The sequence below is a fragment of the Streptosporangium sp. NPDC006013 genome (assembly GCF_040614275.1).
In the GTDB taxonomy this organism is placed as follows: domain Bacteria; phylum Actinomycetota; class Actinomycetes; order Streptosporangiales; family Streptosporangiaceae; genus Streptosporangium.
Window position 1 is genome coordinate 1 of sequence record NZ_JBEXUE010000201.1, and the last position, 17,129, is coordinate 17,129.

Below are 17,129 nucleotides of genomic sequence, written 5' to 3' on the forward strand. Positions count from 1 at the left end.
CCTCGACGGAGTCCAGGAGCGCGGTGAGTTCGGCCGGCCGGTCGCCCATCGTGAGGATGACCACTCCGATTCTCACATTCGCGGGCGAGATGAGACGCCCCGGTGGTCATCCGACCGCCGGGGCGTCTCGCGGTATCACCCCCGTACGGCTCGGGGCGAGGCCGCCCGCCCGGGAGCCGGGACACCGGCGCGGACGCCGGAGCGGCCGGGTAAGGGACGTTGGGCCGGTGCCGTCCGGAAGGCCCGGTACCCTCCGCCCGGCCGCGCAGGATGCCCGACAGGCCCGCGGAGAGCACCACCGGGGCCACCTGCCCCGGATGCACCGAGGGCCCCCGGAACGTCGTCCGGGGGCCCTCGGTCACTTCTGGTGCGGACCTCGGATCAGGCGTCGGCCTTGGGCCTGCTGTCGACGCCGGCCTCCTTGCGCTGCTCCGCCGTGATCGGGGTGGGCGCGCCGGTCAGCGGGTCGAAGCCCGAGGCCGTCTTCGGGAAGGCGATGACGTCGCGGATGGAGTCACCTCTCGCCAGGAGCATGCAGATCCGGTCCCAGCCGTAGGCGATGCCGCCGTGCGGCGGCGGGCCGTACTTGAACGCCTCCAGCAGGAAGCCGAACTTGTTCTCCGCCTCCTCCTTGGAGATGCCGAGCACGTCGAAGACGCGCTGCTGCATCTCGGCACGGTGGATCCGGATCGAGCCGCCACCGATCTCCATACCGTTGCAGACCATGTCGTAGGCGTAGGCCAGGGCCTCGCCGGGGTGGTCCTGGAAGTTGTCCGCCCACTCGGGCTTGGGACCGGTGAAGGGATGGTGCACCGCGGTCCAGCCGCCCTCGCCGTCCTCCTCGAACATGGGGGCGTCGACGATCCACAGGAAGTTCCACACCGACTCGTCGATCAGGTCGCAGCGGCGGCCGATCTCCAGCCGGGCCGCGCCGAGCAGGTCGCGGGAGGCGGAGGCCGCACCGGCCGCGAAGAAGATCGCGTCACCGGGCTCGGCCCCCACCTTGGCGGCCAGGCCGGCCGCCTCGGTCTCCGACAGGTTCTTGGCGACGGGCCCGCCGAGCGTGCCGTCCTCCCCGACGAGCACGTAGGCCAGGCCCTTGGCGCCGCGCGACCTGGCCCACTCCTGCCAGCCGTCCAGCTCCTTGCGGGTCTGCGAGGCACCGCCCGGCATGACCACCGCGCCCACGTACGGCGCCTGGAACACGCGGAAGGTGGTGTCGGCGAAGAACTCCGTCATCTCGACGAGCTCCTGGCCGAAGCGCAGGTCGGGCTTGTCGGAGCCGTAGCGGGCCATGGCGTCGCGGTAGGTCATCCGGGGCAGCGGCACCGGCAGGTCGTAGCCGACCGTCTCCTTCCAGATGCGCCCGATCAGCACCTCGCCCAGGGCGATGACGTCGTCCTGGTCCACGAAGGACATCTCGACGTCGATCTGGGTGAACTCCGGCTGCCGGTCGGCGCGCAGGTCCTCGTCGCGGTAGCACTTGGCGAGCTGGTAGTAGCGCTCAAGCCCGGCGACCTGGAGAAGCTGCTTGAACAGCTGGGGCGACTGGGGCAGGGCGTACCAGTTGCCCGGCTGGAGCCGGACCGGGACGAGGAAGTCGCGGGCGCCCTCGGGGGTCGAACGGGTCAGCGTCGGGGTCTCGACGTAGACGAACCCGTGCTCGTTCATCACCTCGTGGGCGAGGTAGGTGGCCTTGGAACGGGTGCGCATGGCGTGCGCGACCTGATGGCGGCGGATGTCGAGGTAGCGGTACTTGAGCCTGGCCTCCTCTGAGATGCCCGCCGCGCCTTCAATGGGGAACGGCAGCGGGGCGGACTCGCTGAGCACCTCGACCTCGGAGGCGACGACCTCGATCGCACCGGTCGGCAGGTCGGGGTTCTCGTTGCCCTCGGGGCGGACCCGCACCTGCCCGACGACCTTGACGCAGTATTCGGCGCGCAGGCCGTGGGCGTCGTCCTCCTCGCGGAAGACCACCTGGGCGGAGCCGGAGGCGTCACGCAGGTCGATGAAGACCACGCCGCCGTGGTCGCGGCGTCGCCCCACCCATCCGGCGAGCGTCACCTGCTGCCCGGCGTGCTCCTCGCGCAGTGATCCCGCTTCGTGCGTGCGGATCATTTGTCCAGTCTCTCCTTCAACGTCGTGACGATCTCAGCGAGTGGTACGGCGGTCTGCTCTCCGCTGACCAGGTCCTTGACCTGCGCGGTCCCCGCGGCGATATCACGCTCGCCGAGGATCACCGCGTGGCTCGCCCCCGAGCGGTCGGCGCCCTTCATGGCGCCCTTGACACCCTTGCCGCCGAACGACATGTCAGCGGCCAGGCCCGCCCGGCGCAACTCGGTGACAAGAAGGAACATCCGGCGGCGCGCCTCCTCACCCAGCGGCACACCGTACACCTGTACGCGCGCCTGTTCGCCGTCGCCCGCGAACAGGCCCTCGGCCTCCATGGCCAGGACCGTACGGTCGACGCCGAGCGCCCAGCCGACGCTGGGCAGGGCGGGACCGCCGAGCATCTCGCTCAGCCCGTCGTAGCGGCCCCCGCCACCGACCGCGGACTGGGAGCCGAGCCCGTCGTGGACGAACTCGAACGTGGTCCGCGTGTAGTAGTCGAGGCCGCGGACCAGCCGGGGGTCGTCGGTGTAGGCCACGCCGGAGGCGGTCAGCAGCGAGCGGACCTCCTCGTGATAGGCCTTGCACGCCCCGCACAGGTGGTCGACGACCAGCGGCGCGTCGGCCAGCCGCTCCTGCACCTCGGGGCGCTTGTCGTCGAGCACGCGCAGCGGGTTGATCTCGATCCGCTGCCGGGTGGGCTCGTCGAGGTCGAGGCCGCGCAGGAAGTCCTGGAGCGCGGCCCGGTAGACGGGGCGGCACTCCCTGTCACCCAGCGTGTTGATCAGCAGCCGGACCCCGGTGAGCCCCAGCGCGGCGTAGCCGTCGACGGCCAGCAGGATCAGCTCGGCGTCGAGCGCCGGGTCCTCGGAGCCCAGCGCCTCGGCGCCGACCTGCCAGAAGTGGCGGTAGCGGCCCTTCTGCGCCCGCTCGTAGCGGAACTGGCTGCCCGAGTACCAGAGCTTCACCGGAAGCTGCCCGTTGTGCAGGCCGTGCTGGAGGACCGCGCGCACCACCGAGGCGGTGCCCTCCGGACGCAGCGTGATGGAGCGCCCGCCCTTGTCCTCGAAGGTGTACATCTCCTTGGAGACGATGTCCGTCGACTCACCGACGCCGCGCACGAACAGCGCGGTGTCCTCGAAGACCGGCGTCTCGATGTAGCCGTAACCCGCCCGGCGGGCGGGGGCGGTCAGCGCCTCGCGTACGGCGAGCGCCCGCTCCGAACGCGGTGGGAGCCAGTCGAAGGTGCCCTTGGGCGCCTGCAAAGTCATTGTCTAAAGTCCCCTGCCGGGGCCGCGGTCGTGCCCGAGACCCGCGGGGCCTGCGCCCGCGGCCTGCTCCGCCTCCGCGAGATACGGATTGGTGGCACGCTCTTGGCCGATCGTGGTCTGTGGTCCGTGGCCGGGCAGCACCACCGTGTCCGCCGGCAGCGGCAGGCACTTGGCCGCCAGGCTGCGCAGGATGGTCGGGTAGTCGCCGCCTGGAAGATCTGTGCGGCCGATGGAGCCGGCGAAGAGCAGATCGCCCGAGAACAGCACGTCGGGGATCTCCTCGGTGCTGGGCAACCTGAAGGTCACCGACCCCCTGGTATGGCCGGGGGCGTGGTCGACGGTGAGCTCCAGGCCCGCCAGCCGCAGCACCTCGCCGTCCGCGAGCTCGCGCACGTCGTCCGGCTCGGTGAAGGTCAGTCCCCCGAACAGTTGCTGTTTCGCGGACAGCGACATCCCCTTGCCGGGATCGGACAGCAGCGCGCGGTCTTCGGGATGGATCCACGCGGGGACGTCACGCGCGCCGCAGACCGGGGCGACCGACCACATGTGGTCGAGGTGCCCGTGGGTGACCAGCACCGCGACCGGTTTGAGCCTGTGCTCGCGCAGCAGGTCATCGAGGTCGCCGACGGCGTTCTGGCCGGGATCGACGACCACGCACTCCTCGCCCGCGGCGGGAGCGACGACGTAACAGTTGGTCTGGAAGGACCCTGCGGGAAAGCCGGCGATGAGCATCTGCCTCAGCTGATCTCGTCAAGAATGCGGATGGGAATGTAACCGAAGGGTACCGGTGCGGGTCGGCGGGCTGCGAACCATTACCCATTGGCCGATACGATTCGCCCACCTCATTAAGTACGACTCGGCACTCGGGAGGGCGAAGCGGTGAGCGGCAGGGAGCGCCAGAAGCAGTTGGCGCGCGAGCACTACGAGCGGCAGACGAAGCGGCGCATCGAACGTGAGGCCAAGGTCGCCAGGGCCAAGCGCATCGCACTCATCGGCACCAGTGTGGTCGGTGTGCTGGCCGTGGCGGGTGTGATCGTCGCGACCAACGTGTTCGGGGGTTCCGACACGACGGCGACCGCCGATCCGGCACCCTCGGGGAACCCCTCGGAGACGGCCTCCGCGGACGCCGGCGCGCAACCGACGGCCTTCGACGCGGCCGGCGGCACCTGCGGCTACGTCGCCTCGGAAGGCGGCACGACCAAGGACGTGGGCCTGCCTCCGGCGAAGGTCGACAAGACTCCCACGACGATGACCCTGAAGACCAACCAGGGCGACATCGTCATCGAGGTGTCGGCCGACAAGACACCGTGCACCGTCAACTCCTTCGCCTTCCTGGCGCAGAAGAAGTACTTTGACGGCTCCAAGTGTCACCGGCTGGGCTCCGACCAGTTCCCGATGCTGCAGTGCGGCGACCCGCTGGCCAAGGCCGACGGCAAGAACCCCACCGACGGTCAGGGTGGCCCGGGCTACCGCTTCGTCAACGAGAACCTGGAGGGCGCCAAGTACACGCGCGGCGTCGTGGCCATGGCCAACAGCGGTCCCGACACCAACGGCAGCCAGTTCTTCCTCGTGTACGGCGACGCCCCACTGACGCCGGACTACACACCCTTCGGTACGGTCACCAAGGGCCTGGAGATCCTCGACAAGGTGAACAAGGCGGGCGTCATCACTCCGGGACCTGACGGCACCGGGGCACCGAAGGAAACCCTCGAAATCAAAGACGTGACAATGTCCAGCAAGAGCTGACGTAATACATACAAGGGGCGGTAAGTCCCGAAAGGCTGATGAAAGTGCGGGAGGACACGGTGAGCACCGACCCGTGGGGCCGGGTAGACGACGACGGCACCGTCTACGTACGTACGGCTGAGGGAGAACGGGCCGTCGGGTCCTGGCAGGCCGGCGAACCGGAAGAGGCACTCGCCTACTTCCATCGCAAGTTCGACGAGCTGGCCGGGCAGGTCACCCTGCTCGAACAGCGGGTCCGCGGCACCGACCTGCCGCCCGCCCAGGCGGAGGCGACCATCGTCAAGCTCCGTGAGGCGATCACCGACGCGCACGCGGTCGGTGATCTCGACGCGCTGCTGAACCGCCTCAACACCCTCACGGAGCTGGTCGCCCAGCGCCGGGAGGAGGTCAAGGCCGCTCGCGACGTGGCCAGGGCCGAGGCCAAGGGCGTCAAGGAGCGGATCGTCGCCGAGGCCGAGCGCATCGCCGACGACACCACCCACTGGAAGACCGGTGGCGAGCGGCTGCGCCAGCTGATCGAGGAGTGGAAGGCCGCCGAGCGCATCGACCGGGTGACCGAGGCGGCGCTGTGGAAGCGCCTGTCGGCGGCCCGCACGGCTTTCGCCAAGCGGCGCAAGGCCTATTTCGCGGGGCTGGACGAGCAGCGCGAGGGCGTGCGCTCCACCAAGGAGCGCATCGTGGCCGAGGCCGAGGCGCTGGCCTCGTCCACCGACTGGGGTTCCACCGCGTCGGCCTACCGCGAGCTGATGCAGGAGTGGAAGTCCGCAGGCCGGGCCTCCCGGGAGGTCGAGGACGAGCTCTGGGGCCGTTTCAAGGGCGCCCAGGACCAGTTCTTCCAGGCGCGTTCGGCCGTCTTCGCCGAGCGCGACGCCTCGCTGGCGGCCAACGCCGAGGTCAAGGAGCAACTCCTGACCGAGGCCGAGAAGATCCTCCCGGTCACCGACGCCCGTGCGGCCAGGAGCGCCCTGCGCGGCATCCTGGAGCGCTGGGAGGCCGCGGGCCCGGTCCCGCGCGAGCAGCGCGACCGGCTGGAGGGTGGCCTGCGCAAGATCGACGACGCGGTCCGCAAGGCCGAGGAGGCGGAGTGGAAGCGCTCCAACCCCGAGGCACGCGCCCGCGCCCAGAACACGGTCGACCAGCTGCGCAAGTCGATCGCGCAGCTGGAGGGCCGCCTGGCCAAGGCCAGGGACGCGGGCAGGGACAAGGACGTCAAGGACACCGAGGAGGCCCTGGCCGCCCGCCGTTCCTGGCTGGAGGAGGCCGAGCGCACGCTCGCCGAGTTCTCCTGACCCCTTTCGCGAGCGGCTGACGCGATCTGAAGGACCGACAGGGCCGCGGAGGGCTTCCCGACCGGGGAGCGTCCTCCGTGGCCCTGACGTTCGCGATGGGGCGTCGGCGATAGGGCGTCGGCGCCTCCCCTGCTCGGAGAATCCGAGGGCGCCCGACGCTCAGGAACCGGCGCCGCTGACCCGGTAGACGTCGTAGACGCCCTGGATGTTGCGGACGGCCTTCAGGACGTGACCCAGATGCTTGGGGTCGCCCATCTCGAAGGTGAACTTGCTGATCGCCACCCTGTCCCTGGACGTCGTCACCGACGCCGACAGGATGTTGACGTGCTGGTCGGAGAGCGTGCGGGTCACGTCGGAGAGCAGGCGCGGCCGGTCGAGCGCCTCGACCTGCAGCGCGACCAGGAACACCGAGTCGTCCGCGGCGGACCAGGCGACCTCGACCAGGCGGTCGGGCTCGGACTTGAGCTGATCCATGTTGGGACAGTTGGTGCGGTGCACCGACACGCCATGCCCGCGGGTGACGAAACCGACGATCTCATCGCCGGGCACGGGAGTGCAACATCGCGACAGGCGGACCCAGACGTCGGAGTCGCCCGCGACGACCACTCCGGCACCGCCACTGCCCCGGGGACGGCCGCGCAGCTTGGTCGGCACGGAGGCCTCGGCGATGTCCTCTTCCGCGCCGTCCACTCCTCCGATGGACGTCACGAGCTTCTGCACGACCGCCTGCGCGGCGATGTGGCCCTCTCCCACGGCCGCGTAGAGCGCGGAGACGTCCGGGTAGCGCAGATCCCTGGCGAGGGCCAGGAGGGACTCTCCGGACATCAGGCGCTGCAGCGGCAGGCCCTGCTTGCGCATGGCGCGGCCGATCGCCTCCTTGCCCGCCTCGATCGCGGTCTCGCGGCGCTCCTTGGAGAACCACTGCCGGATCTTGTTACGGGCCCGTCCCGACTTGACGAACTTCAGCCAGTCACGCGAGGGGCCCGCGTCGGGCGACTTGGAGGTGAAGATCTCCACCGTGTCGCCGTTGCCCAGCCGCGACTCCAGGGGCACCAGGCGGCCGTTGACCCTGGCTCCGATGCAACGGTGCCCCACCTCGGTGTGCACGGCGTAGGCGAAGTCGACGGGCGTCGCGTTCTCGGGCAGGGCGATGACCTGACCCCGGGGCGTGAAGACGTAGACCTCCGAGACCGACAGGTCGAACCTGAGCGACTCCAGGAACTCCCCCGGGTCGGCGGTCTCCTTCTGCCAGTCGAGGAGCTGGCGCAGCCACGCCATGTCGCTGGCGGGCTTCAGCTTCGCCCCCGGAGGACCGGAGGTGGTCATGTCCTCCTTGTACTTCCAGTGCGCCGCCACGCCGTACTCGGCCCTGTGGTGCATCCCGTGGGTACGGATCTGCAGCTCCACCGGCTTGCCCTCCGGGCCGATGACCGTGGTGTGCAGCGACTGGTACATGTTGAACTTGGGCATCGCGATGTAGTCCTTGAACCGGCCGGGCACCGGGTTCCATCGCGCGTGAATCGTTCCGAGTGCCGCGTAGCAGTCGCGGACCGTGTCGACCAGCACCCGGATGCCGACCAGGTCGTAGATGTCGTCGAAGGCGACGTCCCTGGCGATCATCTTCTGGTAGACGGAGTAGTAGTGCTTGGGGCGGCCCTTGACGGCCGCGCGGATCTTGGCGTCGCGCAGGTCGCCGGAGACCTTCTCGATGACCTCCTGCAGGAACAGGTCCCTGCGCGGGGCCCGTTCCGAGACCATCCGGGCGATCTCGTCGTAGCGCTTGGGGTAGAGCATGGCGAACGCGAGGTCCTCCAGCTCCCACTTGATGGTGTTCATGCCCAGCCGGTGGGCGAGCGGCGCGAAGATCTCCAGCGTCTCGCGGGACTTCTGGTGCCGCTTGTGCTCGGGCAGGTAGCGCATGGTGCGCATGTTGTGCAGCCGGTCGGCGAGCTTGATCACCAGCACCCGGATGTCCCGGGACATCGCCACGACCATCTTGCGTACGGTCTCGGCCTCGGCCGCGGCGCCGAACTTGACCTTGTCGAGCTTGGTGACGCCGTCGACCAGCAGTGCGATGTTGTCGCCGAAGTCCGAGCGCAGCTCGTCCAGGCCGTAGGCGGTGTCCTCGACGGTGTCGTGCAGCAGCGCGGCGCACAGCGTCTCGTCGTCGGTGCCGAGCTCGGCCAGGATCGTCGCCACCGCCAGCGGGTGGGTGATGTACGGGTCACCGCTTTTGCGCTTCTGGTCGCGGTGGTGATAGGCCGCCACGTCGTAGGCGCGCTCGATGAGCCGCAGGTCCGCCTTCGGATGGGTAGCGCGGACCGTGCGGAACAGCGGCTCCAGAACCGGATTCATGCCGCCACCCCATTGCCCCCCAAAACGTGCGAGCCTTCGCCTTACCGCCGGCTTCTCCTCGACGGCTCCGGACATGGCGGAGCCGGCGTCGCCTGCTGGGACGGCCATCTCGGGACCGCCACCGTTGGCGGTCGTGTCGGGGACGACCACATCACGGGGCACTCAGACTCCTCACGTTCGAGTCCAGATCCCTCAGTGTATCCAGACGGGGTTGTGTGCTTTTGTCCGCGGGTCGATCAAACGACGACGAGGGAGTGCAACTCGACGTCCGTCAGGCGCTCGCGACCCTTGAGGAAGGCCAGCTCCATGAGCACGGCGAGACCGACGACCTCGGCACCCGCCTCGCGGACCAGCTCCACCGCCGCGCGCGCCGTCCCTCCCGTGGCGAGCACGTCGTCGACGATGAGGACGCGCTCTCCGGGGGTGAAGGCGTCCCGGTGAACCTCGATGATGGCGGAGCCGTACTCCAGATCGTAGGACGCCTCAAGCGTCTCAGAGGGCAGTTTGCCTTTCTTCCGTACCGGGACGAAGCCCGCGCCCGCCTGGCAGGCGACCGGGGCGGCCAGGATGAATCCCCGCGCCTCGATTCCAACGATCTTGTCCACCTCGTACAGCCCGGCGAGCGCCTTGGTCACCGCGCCGAACGCCACCGGGTCGGCGAGCAGCGGGGTGATGTCCTTGAACATCACCCCGGGCTGCGGGTAGTCGGGCACGTCACGGATGCGATCAAGGATCAGCCTGCTCAGCTCGGTCATGGTCGGCACTCCTTGGAAAGGGGGAAGGAAAACGCCTCCGCCCCCTGGGCAGGGAGCGGAGGCGCGAACTGCTCGGAGCTTACTTCTTCTTGCGTTTGTCGCCACCGGCCGCGGCCCCGTTGGCCACGGTGGTGGCCCCGTTGGCGGTACCGTTGGACGCTCCGGCGGTGACCGGCTGGCGCGTCGTCCTGCCCCCGGAGCCACCCCCGTGGGCGGCGAGCCTGCGGGCGATCGCCTGGTAGCGCGGCTCGCGCTCCTTCAGCGTGACCAGCAGTGGCGTCGCGACGCACAGCGAGGAGTAGGTTCCGACGATCATGCCGACGAACAGGGCCAGCGACAGGTCCTTCAGGGTACCGGCGCCGAACAGCGTGGTGCCGATGAAGAGGATCGCCGCGACCGGCAGGATCGCCACCAGGGTGGTGTTCAGCGACCGGATCAGCGTGTGGTTCAGCGCGTTGTTGGCGGCCTCGGTGTAGGTCATCTTGGAGGTCGTGCCGAGCTTGGCGGTGACCTCCTTGATCATGTCGAAGACGACGACGGCGTCGTACAGCGAGTATCCGAGGATCGTCAGGAAGCCCAGCAGGGTCGCCGGGGTGACCTCGAAGCCGGACCAGGCGTAGACGCCGGCGGTGATCACCAGGTCGTGCAGCAGTGCCACGACGGCCGACAGCGCCATCTTCCACTCGAAGGCCATCGTCAGGTACAGGATGATCGCCAGCATGAAGACGATCAGTCCGATGATGGCCTTGTTGGCCACCTGGCCGCCCCAGGAGGCACCGATCACCTGCAGGTTGACCTCGTTCTGCGGCAGCTTGAACTCGCCCGCCACCGCCTTCTGGACCGCGGTGACCTGATCGGCCGGGAGGCTCTCCGTGGTGACCCGCCAGCCGTTCTGGGTCGTCTGCGCGATGACCTGGTGCACACCGGCCTCGGTGAACGTGCCGCGCACCTGCTCGATGTTGACGGACGCCGGGGCCTTGAAGGAGAAGACGGATCCGCCCTTGAACTCCACGCCCAGGTTGAGGCCGTTGAAGACCAGACCGGCGATGGAGATCGCCAGCAGGATTACGGAGAGGCTGTACCAGAGCTTCCTGCGGCCGACGAAGTCGACGTTGACCTCGCCCCGGTACAGCCGGCGCGCGATGCCGGACATCAGGCCTCCTGCGGAGCGGACTTGGGAGCGGTGACGGTCTCGCTCATGCGTTCGGCGTCGAGGCCGGAGAGCTTGTGACCCCTGGCGAAGAACTTCAGCCTCGCCAGCATCGCGACGAACGGCTTGGTGAACATGAACACCACCGCGATGTCGATGAGCGTGGTCAGGCCCATCGCGAAGGCGAACCCGGCCACACCGCCGACCGCCAGGAAGTACAGCACCACGGCGGCGATGAACATGACGGCGTCCGCGATGAGGATCGTCCGCCGGGCCCGGACCCAGGCGACCTCGATCGCCGTACGCAGCGAGCGGCGGCCTTCCTTCATCTCGTCACGGATGCGCTCGAAGTAGACGATGAACGAGTCGGCGGTGATACCGATCGAGACGATCAGGCCGATGATGTGCGGCAACGAGAGGCGGAAGCCGGCGAACGCGCCGAGCAGCACCACCGACTGGTAGGTCACGACCGACGCCACCAGGAGGCTCAGCACCGAGACGACGCCCAGGCCCCGGTAGTAGAGCATCGAGTAGATCACGACCAGCAGCAGGCCGATCGCGCCCGCGATGAGGCCGCCGCGCAACTGGTCGGCGCCCAGGGTGGAGGAGACCTCGTCGATGGAGCTCTTCTCGAACTTCAGCGGGAGCGCGCCGTACTTGAGCTGGTTGGCCAGCTCGTCGGCGCTCACCTGGGTGAAGTTGCCGGAGATCTGCGCACGGCCGCCGGTGATCGGCTCCTGGATGACCGGCGCGGAGATGACCATGCCGTCGAGGACCATGGCGATCTGGTTGCGGGGGGCCTGCGAGTTGAAGGCGGTGGTGGTGATCTTCGACCACTGGTCGGGGCCCTGGCCCTTGAAGGAGAGCTGGACGAGCCACTCGCCGGTGGTCTGGTCGACGCCTGAGGACGCGCTGTCGATCGAGGTGCCGGTCACGGCCGCCTTGTCGAGGATGAACTTGGTGCTGCCGTCGGTGCTGCAGCCCACGTACTGCTTGTCCGGCGCGTCCTGTGCCCCTCGGTTCGTCTGCTTGGCGCAGTCGAGCGTCTGGAACTCCTTGAGGGCCGCCGGGTCGATCCCGGTGGGGTCGACGCCCGCCATGGGGTCCTCGGCCGCCGCCGGCGGGGCCGTCGGCGCGGCGGTGCCGTCACCCGGCTTGGAAGACTGGTCGCCGGGTTGAGCAGGCTCCGTAGAGGACTCGGAGCTTGCTCCTGGGCTTGGTTTGAGCAGCCCCGACGACAGGGCGCGCCCGGCGGGCGAGGTGCTCGTGTCGGGGGCGGCTGTCGCGGCCGGCTTCGGCACCGTGGACTCGGTGGGCTTGGGCGCCCTGGTTCCCTTGCCCCCGGAGGTGGCGGGCGAGGGGGACGGCGTCGGCGGCTGGGTGGCCAGCTCCCCGGGGGGCGGAGGCGATCCGGCCCCGATCGCCAGCACCTGGCGGAACCGCAGTTCCGCAGTGGTGCCGACCAGCTTGACGACTTCCTCCTGGCCAACTCCGGGGACGGAGATGACGATGTTGTCACCGGACTTGGCGACCTCGGCGTCGGAGATGCCGCTGCCGTTCACCCGCTCGCGGATGATGTTCACCGCCAGATCGAGACTCTCCTGGGAGGGAGCGCTTCCGTTCGGGGTGATGGGCTGCAGCGTCACTGTCGTGCCGCCGGCGAGGTCGAGGCCATATTCCGGGGTGTACGCCTTGTTGAGGAGCATCACCCCTCCCATGGCGAGAATGATCGCCAGAAGCACCAGGAGCATGCGCCCCGGTCTGCTCTGGCCGCTGGTCGGTCGGGCCACTGGTCGACTTTCGGTTATAGGGGATTGGTGGTGAACCTACTCACAGTTTCTTGCTCGCCGAGTCGCGCTCTTCGCTCTGCTGCTCGGCGGTCTCCGCGACGTCGTGGTCGACGGCCTTGACATCCTCCTCCACATCGTCGACGGGAACCAGGACGCGGCCGATCGCCGCTTTCACCCAGCGAGTCTCCACACCGGGGGCGATCTCCAGGATCACGTCGTCGGCGTCGATGGCCACCACGGTCCCGAAAAGACCCGTCGTGGTCATGACACCGGTGCCCGGCGCGAGGCTGTTCTGCATCTTGACCTGCTCCTGCTGCCGCTTGCGCTGCGGTCGGATCAGCAGGAAGTAGAAGACCACGACCATGAGAGCGATCATGATCAGGCTTGAATAGTTGCCGCCCACAGGGCCGCTCCCTCTCTTGAGAATGACCGGCGTGAAACCGGACGTCATATACGACCACGCCGCTCAGCACGTCAGCCTACACAGCCAGCCAAGGCTCGGAGTTTAGGCGAGTTGTTAGAAGCGCGGCAACGAAGTCACGATTCGGCACGCAGGGAAGTTCCCATTTCGATACACTTGTCATCCATCTGTGATCAAGCTTGTACGTCTCCCCTACCGATGCACAACGCTAGATTTGCTCAGCATCATCCCCAAGATCGATGAGGAGCGAGGCGCCGAAGGCGTCCGGCGGGGGCACCAGCCCCAGGTGGGTCCAGGCCGCGGCGGTCGCGACCCGGCCACGGGGGGTGCGGGCCAGCAGGCCCTGCCGCACCAGGAACGGCTCGGCGACCACCTCGACCGTCTCCGGCTCCTCCCCCACCGCTACCGCCAGCGTCGACAGCCCCACCGGGCCGCCGCCGAACTTGCGCAGCAGCGCTCCGAGCACCGCCCGGTCGAGCCTGTCGAGCCCCTCGGCGTCGACCTCGTAGAGGTTGAGCGCGGCGGAGGCGACGTCCCTGGTGACGATGCCTTCCGCGCGCACCTCGGCGAAGTCGCGGACCCTGCGCAGCAGGCGGTTGGCGATGCGGGGCGTGCCCCGCGAGCGGCCGGCGATCTCGGTGGCGGCGTCGCCCGGCAGCGTCACGCCCAGCAGGCGCGAGGAGCGGTGCAGCACCTGCTCCAGCTCGGCGACCCCGTAGAAGTCCATGTGCGCGACGAAGCCGAAGCGGTCACGCAGCGGCGCGGGGAGCATACCGGCCCTGGTGGTGGCCCCGACCAGGGTGAACGGGGCGATCTCCAGCGGGATCGCGGTCGCCCCCGGCCCCTTGCCCACCACGATGTCGACGCGGAAGTCCTCCATCGCGAGGTAGAGCATCTCCTCGGCGGGCCTGGCCATGCGGTGGATCTCGTCGATGAACAGCACCTCGCCCTCCGAGAGGGTCGACAGGATCGCCGCGAGGTCACCGGCCCGCTCGAGCGCGGGCCCCGAGGTGATCCGGAGCGGCACGGAGAGCTCGGTCGCGATGATCATGGAGAGGGTCGTCTTGCCCAGCCCGGGACCGCCGCTCATCAGCACGTGGTCCGGCGGCCGGTTGCGCCGCAGCGCGCTCTGCAGCACCAGGGACAGCTGCTCGCGCACCCGTGCCTGCCCGATGAACTCCTCCAGCCGCTTGGGCCGCAGCGCCGCCTCGATGTTCCTCTCGTCGCCCTCGGCGTCCGGCGACGCCAGATCCCGTTCGAAACTCACGCCGCCCCACCTCTGCTCACCGTACGGCGGAGGCGCCCGCGCTCTCCCCGCCGCGTCTTCCCCGTCGAGCCTCTCATCGCGTGCTCAGCGCGCTGAGTGCCGCCTTGAGCAGCGCCGCCACCTGCGGGGTGCGGCCCTCGGCCAGTTCGGCGTCGGCCCGGGGCGCGACGGCGGCGACCGCCTCGTCCGCGTCCCGTATCGAGTAGCCCAGGCCGACCAGGCCGGAGTGGACCTGATCGCGCCAGGCGGGCGCGGCGGCGCGGCCGTTGAGCGCGGCGTTGACCGCCTCCTCAGGCGTGCCGAGCTTGCCCTTGAGGTCGACGATGATCCGCTGGGCGCCCTTCGGGCCCACCCCGGGTACCCTGGTCAGCGCCTTGACGTCGGCGGTGGCCACGGCCATCCTGAGCGCGTTGGGGGTGTGCACGGCCAGCATCGCCAGCGCGACCTTGGGGCCGACCCCGCTGGCCGTCTGCAGCATCTCGAAGATCCCGCGCTCGTCGTCGGTGGCGAAGCCGAACAGCGTCAGCGACTCCTCGCGGACCACCAGCGAGGTGGCCAGCCGGGCCTCCTCCCCCGTTCTGAGCGTCGCCAGCGTGCCCGGCGTGCAGTGCACGAGCACTCCCACCCCGCCCACCTCGACGACCGCCCCGTCGGGGGCGATCGCGGTCACCTGTCCTCGTACCGAGGCGATCACTTCGTGGTTCCTCTCGGGTATCCGGCCCTGCCCCGGCCGCGGAAGTAGGCCGCCGCACTCGTGCCGGGGCCGCTCGCCGCCTTCGCGGCGGCCTCGGCCAGCCTGCTCTGGGCTCCGCCCCGCCACACGTGGCAGATCGCGAGGGCGAGCGCGTCGGCGGCGTCGGCGGGCTTGGGCATGGCGTCCAGCCGCAGCAGCCGGGTCACCATCGTGCCGACCTGCTGCTTGTCGGCCGTGCCGCTGCCGGTGATCGCCGCCTTGACCTCGGACGGCGTGTGCAGGGCGACCGGCAGCCCCCTGCGGGAGGCGCACAGGATCGCCACGGCGGAGGCCTGCGCGGTGCCCATCACGGTCCTGAGGTTGTGCTGGGCGAAGACCCGCTCCACGGCCACCGCGTCGGGTTCGAGCTCGTCGAGCCACTGCTCTATGCCGGTCTCGATCGCCACCAGCCGGGCGCCGATCTCGTCGTCGGCGGGGGTGCGGACCACTCCGACCTTGACCAGGCTCAGCGGCGCGCCCGGCCTCCCCTCGACGGCGCCGAGCCCGCATCGGGTAAGCCCGGGATCGACCCCCATGACCCGCAGTTCGGGCAACCGCACCGGCACGCCTCCGCTCGCCGAACACCTGTTCGGTGCCAGACTCTACCGCCTGAGAGCACGTCGCGCACGGCCCTCGCGGGGCCCGCGGGAAGTGTCAGCGGCGGTCGAGCACGTGGGGCACGGCGAGGGCGGTCACCGCCCGGAGTTCCGCGGCGGGGACGCCGAAGCGCGAGATCACGCGTCGAGCTTCTCCATGACCTCGTCGGAGACGTCGAAGTTGGCCCAGACGTTCTGTACGTCGTCACTGTCCTCAAGGGCGTCGATCAGCCTGAAGACCTTGCGGGCGCCGTCCTCGTCGAGCGGGACGTTCATCGTCGGCATGAAGCCGGACTCGGCCGAGTCGTAGTCGATCCCGGCCTCCTGCAGGGCCTTGCGGACCGGGACGAGGTCGGTGGCCTCGGAGACGACCTCGAACTGGTCGCCCAGGTCGTTGACCTCCTCGGCACCCGCGTCGAGGACCGCGGTCAGCACGTCGTCCTCACCCAGCTCGCCCTTGGGGACGAGCACGACGCCCTTGCGGTTGAACATGTAGGACACCGAGCCCGGGTCGGCCAGCGAACCACCGTTGCGGGTCAGCGCGACACGGACCTCGGAAGCCGCGCGGTTGCGGTTGTCGGTGAGGCACTCGATCAGCACCGCGACGCCGCCGGGGGCGTAGCCCTCGTACATGATGGTCTGCCAGTCGGCGCCGCCGGCCTCCAGGCCGCCGCCGCGCTTGCGGGCGCGCTCGATGTTGTCGATCGGAACCGAGCTCTTGCGCGCCTTGGTGATGGCGTCGTACAGCGTCGGGTTGCCGTCCGGATCGGGGCCGCCCGTCCGTGCCGCGACCTCGATGTTCTTGATGAGCTTGGCGAACAGCTTGCCGCGCTTGGAATCAAGCGCCGCCTTCTTGTGCTTCGTCGTCGCCCATTTGGAGTGGCCGGACATCCCCTAGAGCTCCCTCACCATCTCAGCGAAATATGAATGCACACCAACATCCCCGGTAATCTCCGGGTGGAAGGATGTGGCGAGCAGCGGTCCTTGACGGACCGCGACGATCCTATCTCCAGGTTCGGCCAACGCCAGCACTTCGACCCCCGAACCCACGGATTCCACCCAGGGTGCGCGGATGAAGACCGCCCGCATGGCACCGCGGCCGGCGAAGTCGACGTCGGCCTCGAAGGAGTCGACCTGGCGGCCGAAGGCGTTGCGCCGAACGACCATGTCGATGCCGCCGATCGTCTGCTGGCCCTCGACGCCGCCCTCGATCCGGTCCGCCAGCATGATCATGCCGGCGCAGGAGCCATAGGCGGGCATCCCGGCCTTGATCCGCATCCGGAGCGGTTCGAGCAGCTCAAAGATCTCGGCGAGCTTCCACATCGTGGTGGACTCGCCGCCCGGGATGACGAGGCCGTCGACCGCCTCCAGCTCGTGGGGGCGCCGTACGGCGACCGCTCTGGCACCCACCGCCTCCAGCGAGCGCACGTGCTCGCGCACGTCGCCTTGGAGCGCGAACACGCCGATCGTCGGGACGATGGTCACCGATGGTCCTTCCCCTGGAAAAGAAACGTCCCTTTCAGGGTATGGCCACCCACGGATCACCCCAAACTGGGCAGGTCGACCGGGCGCATGACCAGCGGCCGTTGCTGGTCCATCCGGGCGAGCATCAGCAGGTCGTCGACGAGCAGGCCCATCCTGACCGCC

The 17,129-nt window shown here is 69.3% G+C and carries 15 protein-coding genes; 2 read left to right on the forward strand and 13 right to left on the reverse strand.

Annotation, left to right across the window (positions count from 1 at the left end):
- Positions 1-381: 381 nt before the first annotated feature.
- The 3 genes from aspS to ABZ260_RS27350 are packed head-to-tail and all read right to left on the reverse strand — an operon-like array spanning position 382 to position 4,112.
- Positions 382-2,118 carry an aspartate--tRNA ligase gene (gene aspS, locus ABZ260_RS27340; RefSeq protein ID WP_355623266.1) on the reverse strand — a complete coding sequence of 579 codons (1,737 nt, stop codon included), beginning with the start codon at positions 2,116-2,118 and terminating at the stop codon, positions 382-384.
- Positions 2,115-3,380, reverse strand: coding sequence for a histidine--tRNA ligase (gene hisS, locus ABZ260_RS27345; protein ID WP_355623269.1), 1,266 nt, complete (start codon positions 3,378-3,380; stop codon positions 2,115-2,117). The genes aspS and hisS overlap by 4 nt, the downstream gene beginning before the upstream one ends.
- Before the next feature lie 3 nt (positions 3,381-3,383).
- Positions 3,384-4,112, reverse strand: a complete 729-nt coding sequence (locus ABZ260_RS27350; protein ID WP_350927288.1) for an MBL fold metallo-hydrolase — start codon at positions 4,110-4,112, stop codon at positions 3,384-3,386.
- A gap of 147 nt (positions 4,113-4,259) precedes the next feature.
- Here ABZ260_RS27350 and ABZ260_RS27355 point away from each other — a divergent pair, with 147 nt between their 5' ends.
- Complete coding sequence (locus tag ABZ260_RS27355) at positions 4,260-5,126, forward strand: peptidylprolyl isomerase (protein ID WP_355553640.1); 867 nt, start codon at positions 4,260-4,262, stop codon at positions 5,124-5,126.
- Positions 5,127-5,185: 59 nt separating this feature from the next.
- Positions 5,186-6,415, forward strand: coding sequence for a DUF349 domain-containing protein (locus ABZ260_RS27360; RefSeq protein ID WP_355623273.1), 1,230 nt, complete (start codon positions 5,186-5,188; stop codon positions 6,413-6,415).
- 159 nt (positions 6,416-6,574) lie between these two features.
- Here ABZ260_RS27360 and ABZ260_RS27365 read toward each other — a convergent pair whose 3' ends face one another.
- The 10 genes from ABZ260_RS27365 to pdxT all read right to left on the reverse strand — a co-directional run bounded on the left by ABZ260_RS27365 (position 6,575) and on the right by pdxT (position 16,967).
- On the reverse strand, positions 6,575-8,770 hold the full coding sequence (locus ABZ260_RS27365) for a bifunctional (p)ppGpp synthetase/guanosine-3',5'-bis(diphosphate) 3'-pyrophosphohydrolase (RefSeq protein WP_350927282.1): 2,196 nt from the start codon (positions 8,768-8,770) through the stop codon (positions 6,575-6,577).
- 236 nt (positions 8,771-9,006) lie between these two features.
- A complete protein-coding gene (locus tag ABZ260_RS27370; protein ID WP_355553633.1) occupies positions 9,007-9,525 on the reverse strand; it encodes an adenine phosphoribosyltransferase in 519 nt (172 codons plus the stop codon).
- Between the two features lie 79 nt (positions 9,526-9,604).
- A complete protein-coding gene (secF, locus tag ABZ260_RS27375) occupies positions 9,605-10,678 on the reverse strand; it encodes a protein translocase subunit SecF (RefSeq protein ID WP_355623276.1) in 1,074 nt (357 codons plus the stop codon).
- Entirely contained in the window at positions 10,678-12,426 is a 1,749-nt protein-coding gene (secD, locus tag ABZ260_RS27380; RefSeq protein ID WP_355623279.1) for a protein translocase subunit SecD, read from the reverse strand. Before secD ends, secF begins: the two co-directional genes overlap by 1 nt.
- Before the next feature lie 79 nt (positions 12,427-12,505).
- Complete coding sequence (gene yajC, locus ABZ260_RS27385) at positions 12,506-12,868, reverse strand: preprotein translocase subunit YajC (RefSeq protein WP_355623283.1); 363 nt, start codon at positions 12,866-12,868, stop codon at positions 12,506-12,508.
- 226 nt (positions 12,869-13,094) lie between these two features.
- Positions 13,095-14,153 carry a Holliday junction branch migration DNA helicase RuvB gene (gene ruvB, locus ABZ260_RS27390; protein ID WP_355623286.1) on the reverse strand — a complete coding sequence of 353 codons (1,059 nt, stop codon included), beginning with the start codon at positions 14,151-14,153 and terminating at the stop codon, positions 13,095-13,097.
- Between the two features lie 73 nt (positions 14,154-14,226).
- On the reverse strand, positions 14,227-14,847 hold the full coding sequence (gene ruvA, locus ABZ260_RS27395) for a Holliday junction branch migration protein RuvA (RefSeq protein ID WP_355623289.1): 621 nt from the start codon (positions 14,845-14,847) through the stop codon (positions 14,227-14,229).
- The gene (gene ruvC, locus ABZ260_RS27400; RefSeq protein ID WP_350927351.1) at positions 14,844-15,431 is read right to left on the reverse strand and encodes a crossover junction endodeoxyribonuclease RuvC; all 588 of its coding nucleotides are present in this window, start codon (positions 15,429-15,431) and stop codon (positions 14,844-14,846) included. The genes ruvA and ruvC overlap by 4 nt, the downstream gene beginning before the upstream one ends.
- A gap of 189 nt (positions 15,432-15,620) precedes the next feature.
- Positions 15,621-16,373 (reverse strand): YebC/PmpR family DNA-binding transcriptional regulator, encoded by a 753-nt coding sequence (locus tag ABZ260_RS27405; RefSeq protein WP_326638806.1) that lies wholly within the window; start codon positions 16,371-16,373, stop codon positions 15,621-15,623.
- Positions 16,374-16,376: 3 nt separating this feature from the next.
- Entirely contained in the window at positions 16,377-16,967 is a 591-nt protein-coding gene (pdxT, locus tag ABZ260_RS27410) for a pyridoxal 5'-phosphate synthase glutaminase subunit PdxT (RefSeq protein ID WP_355623292.1), read from the reverse strand.
- Positions 16,968-17,129: the final 162 nt, after the last annotated feature.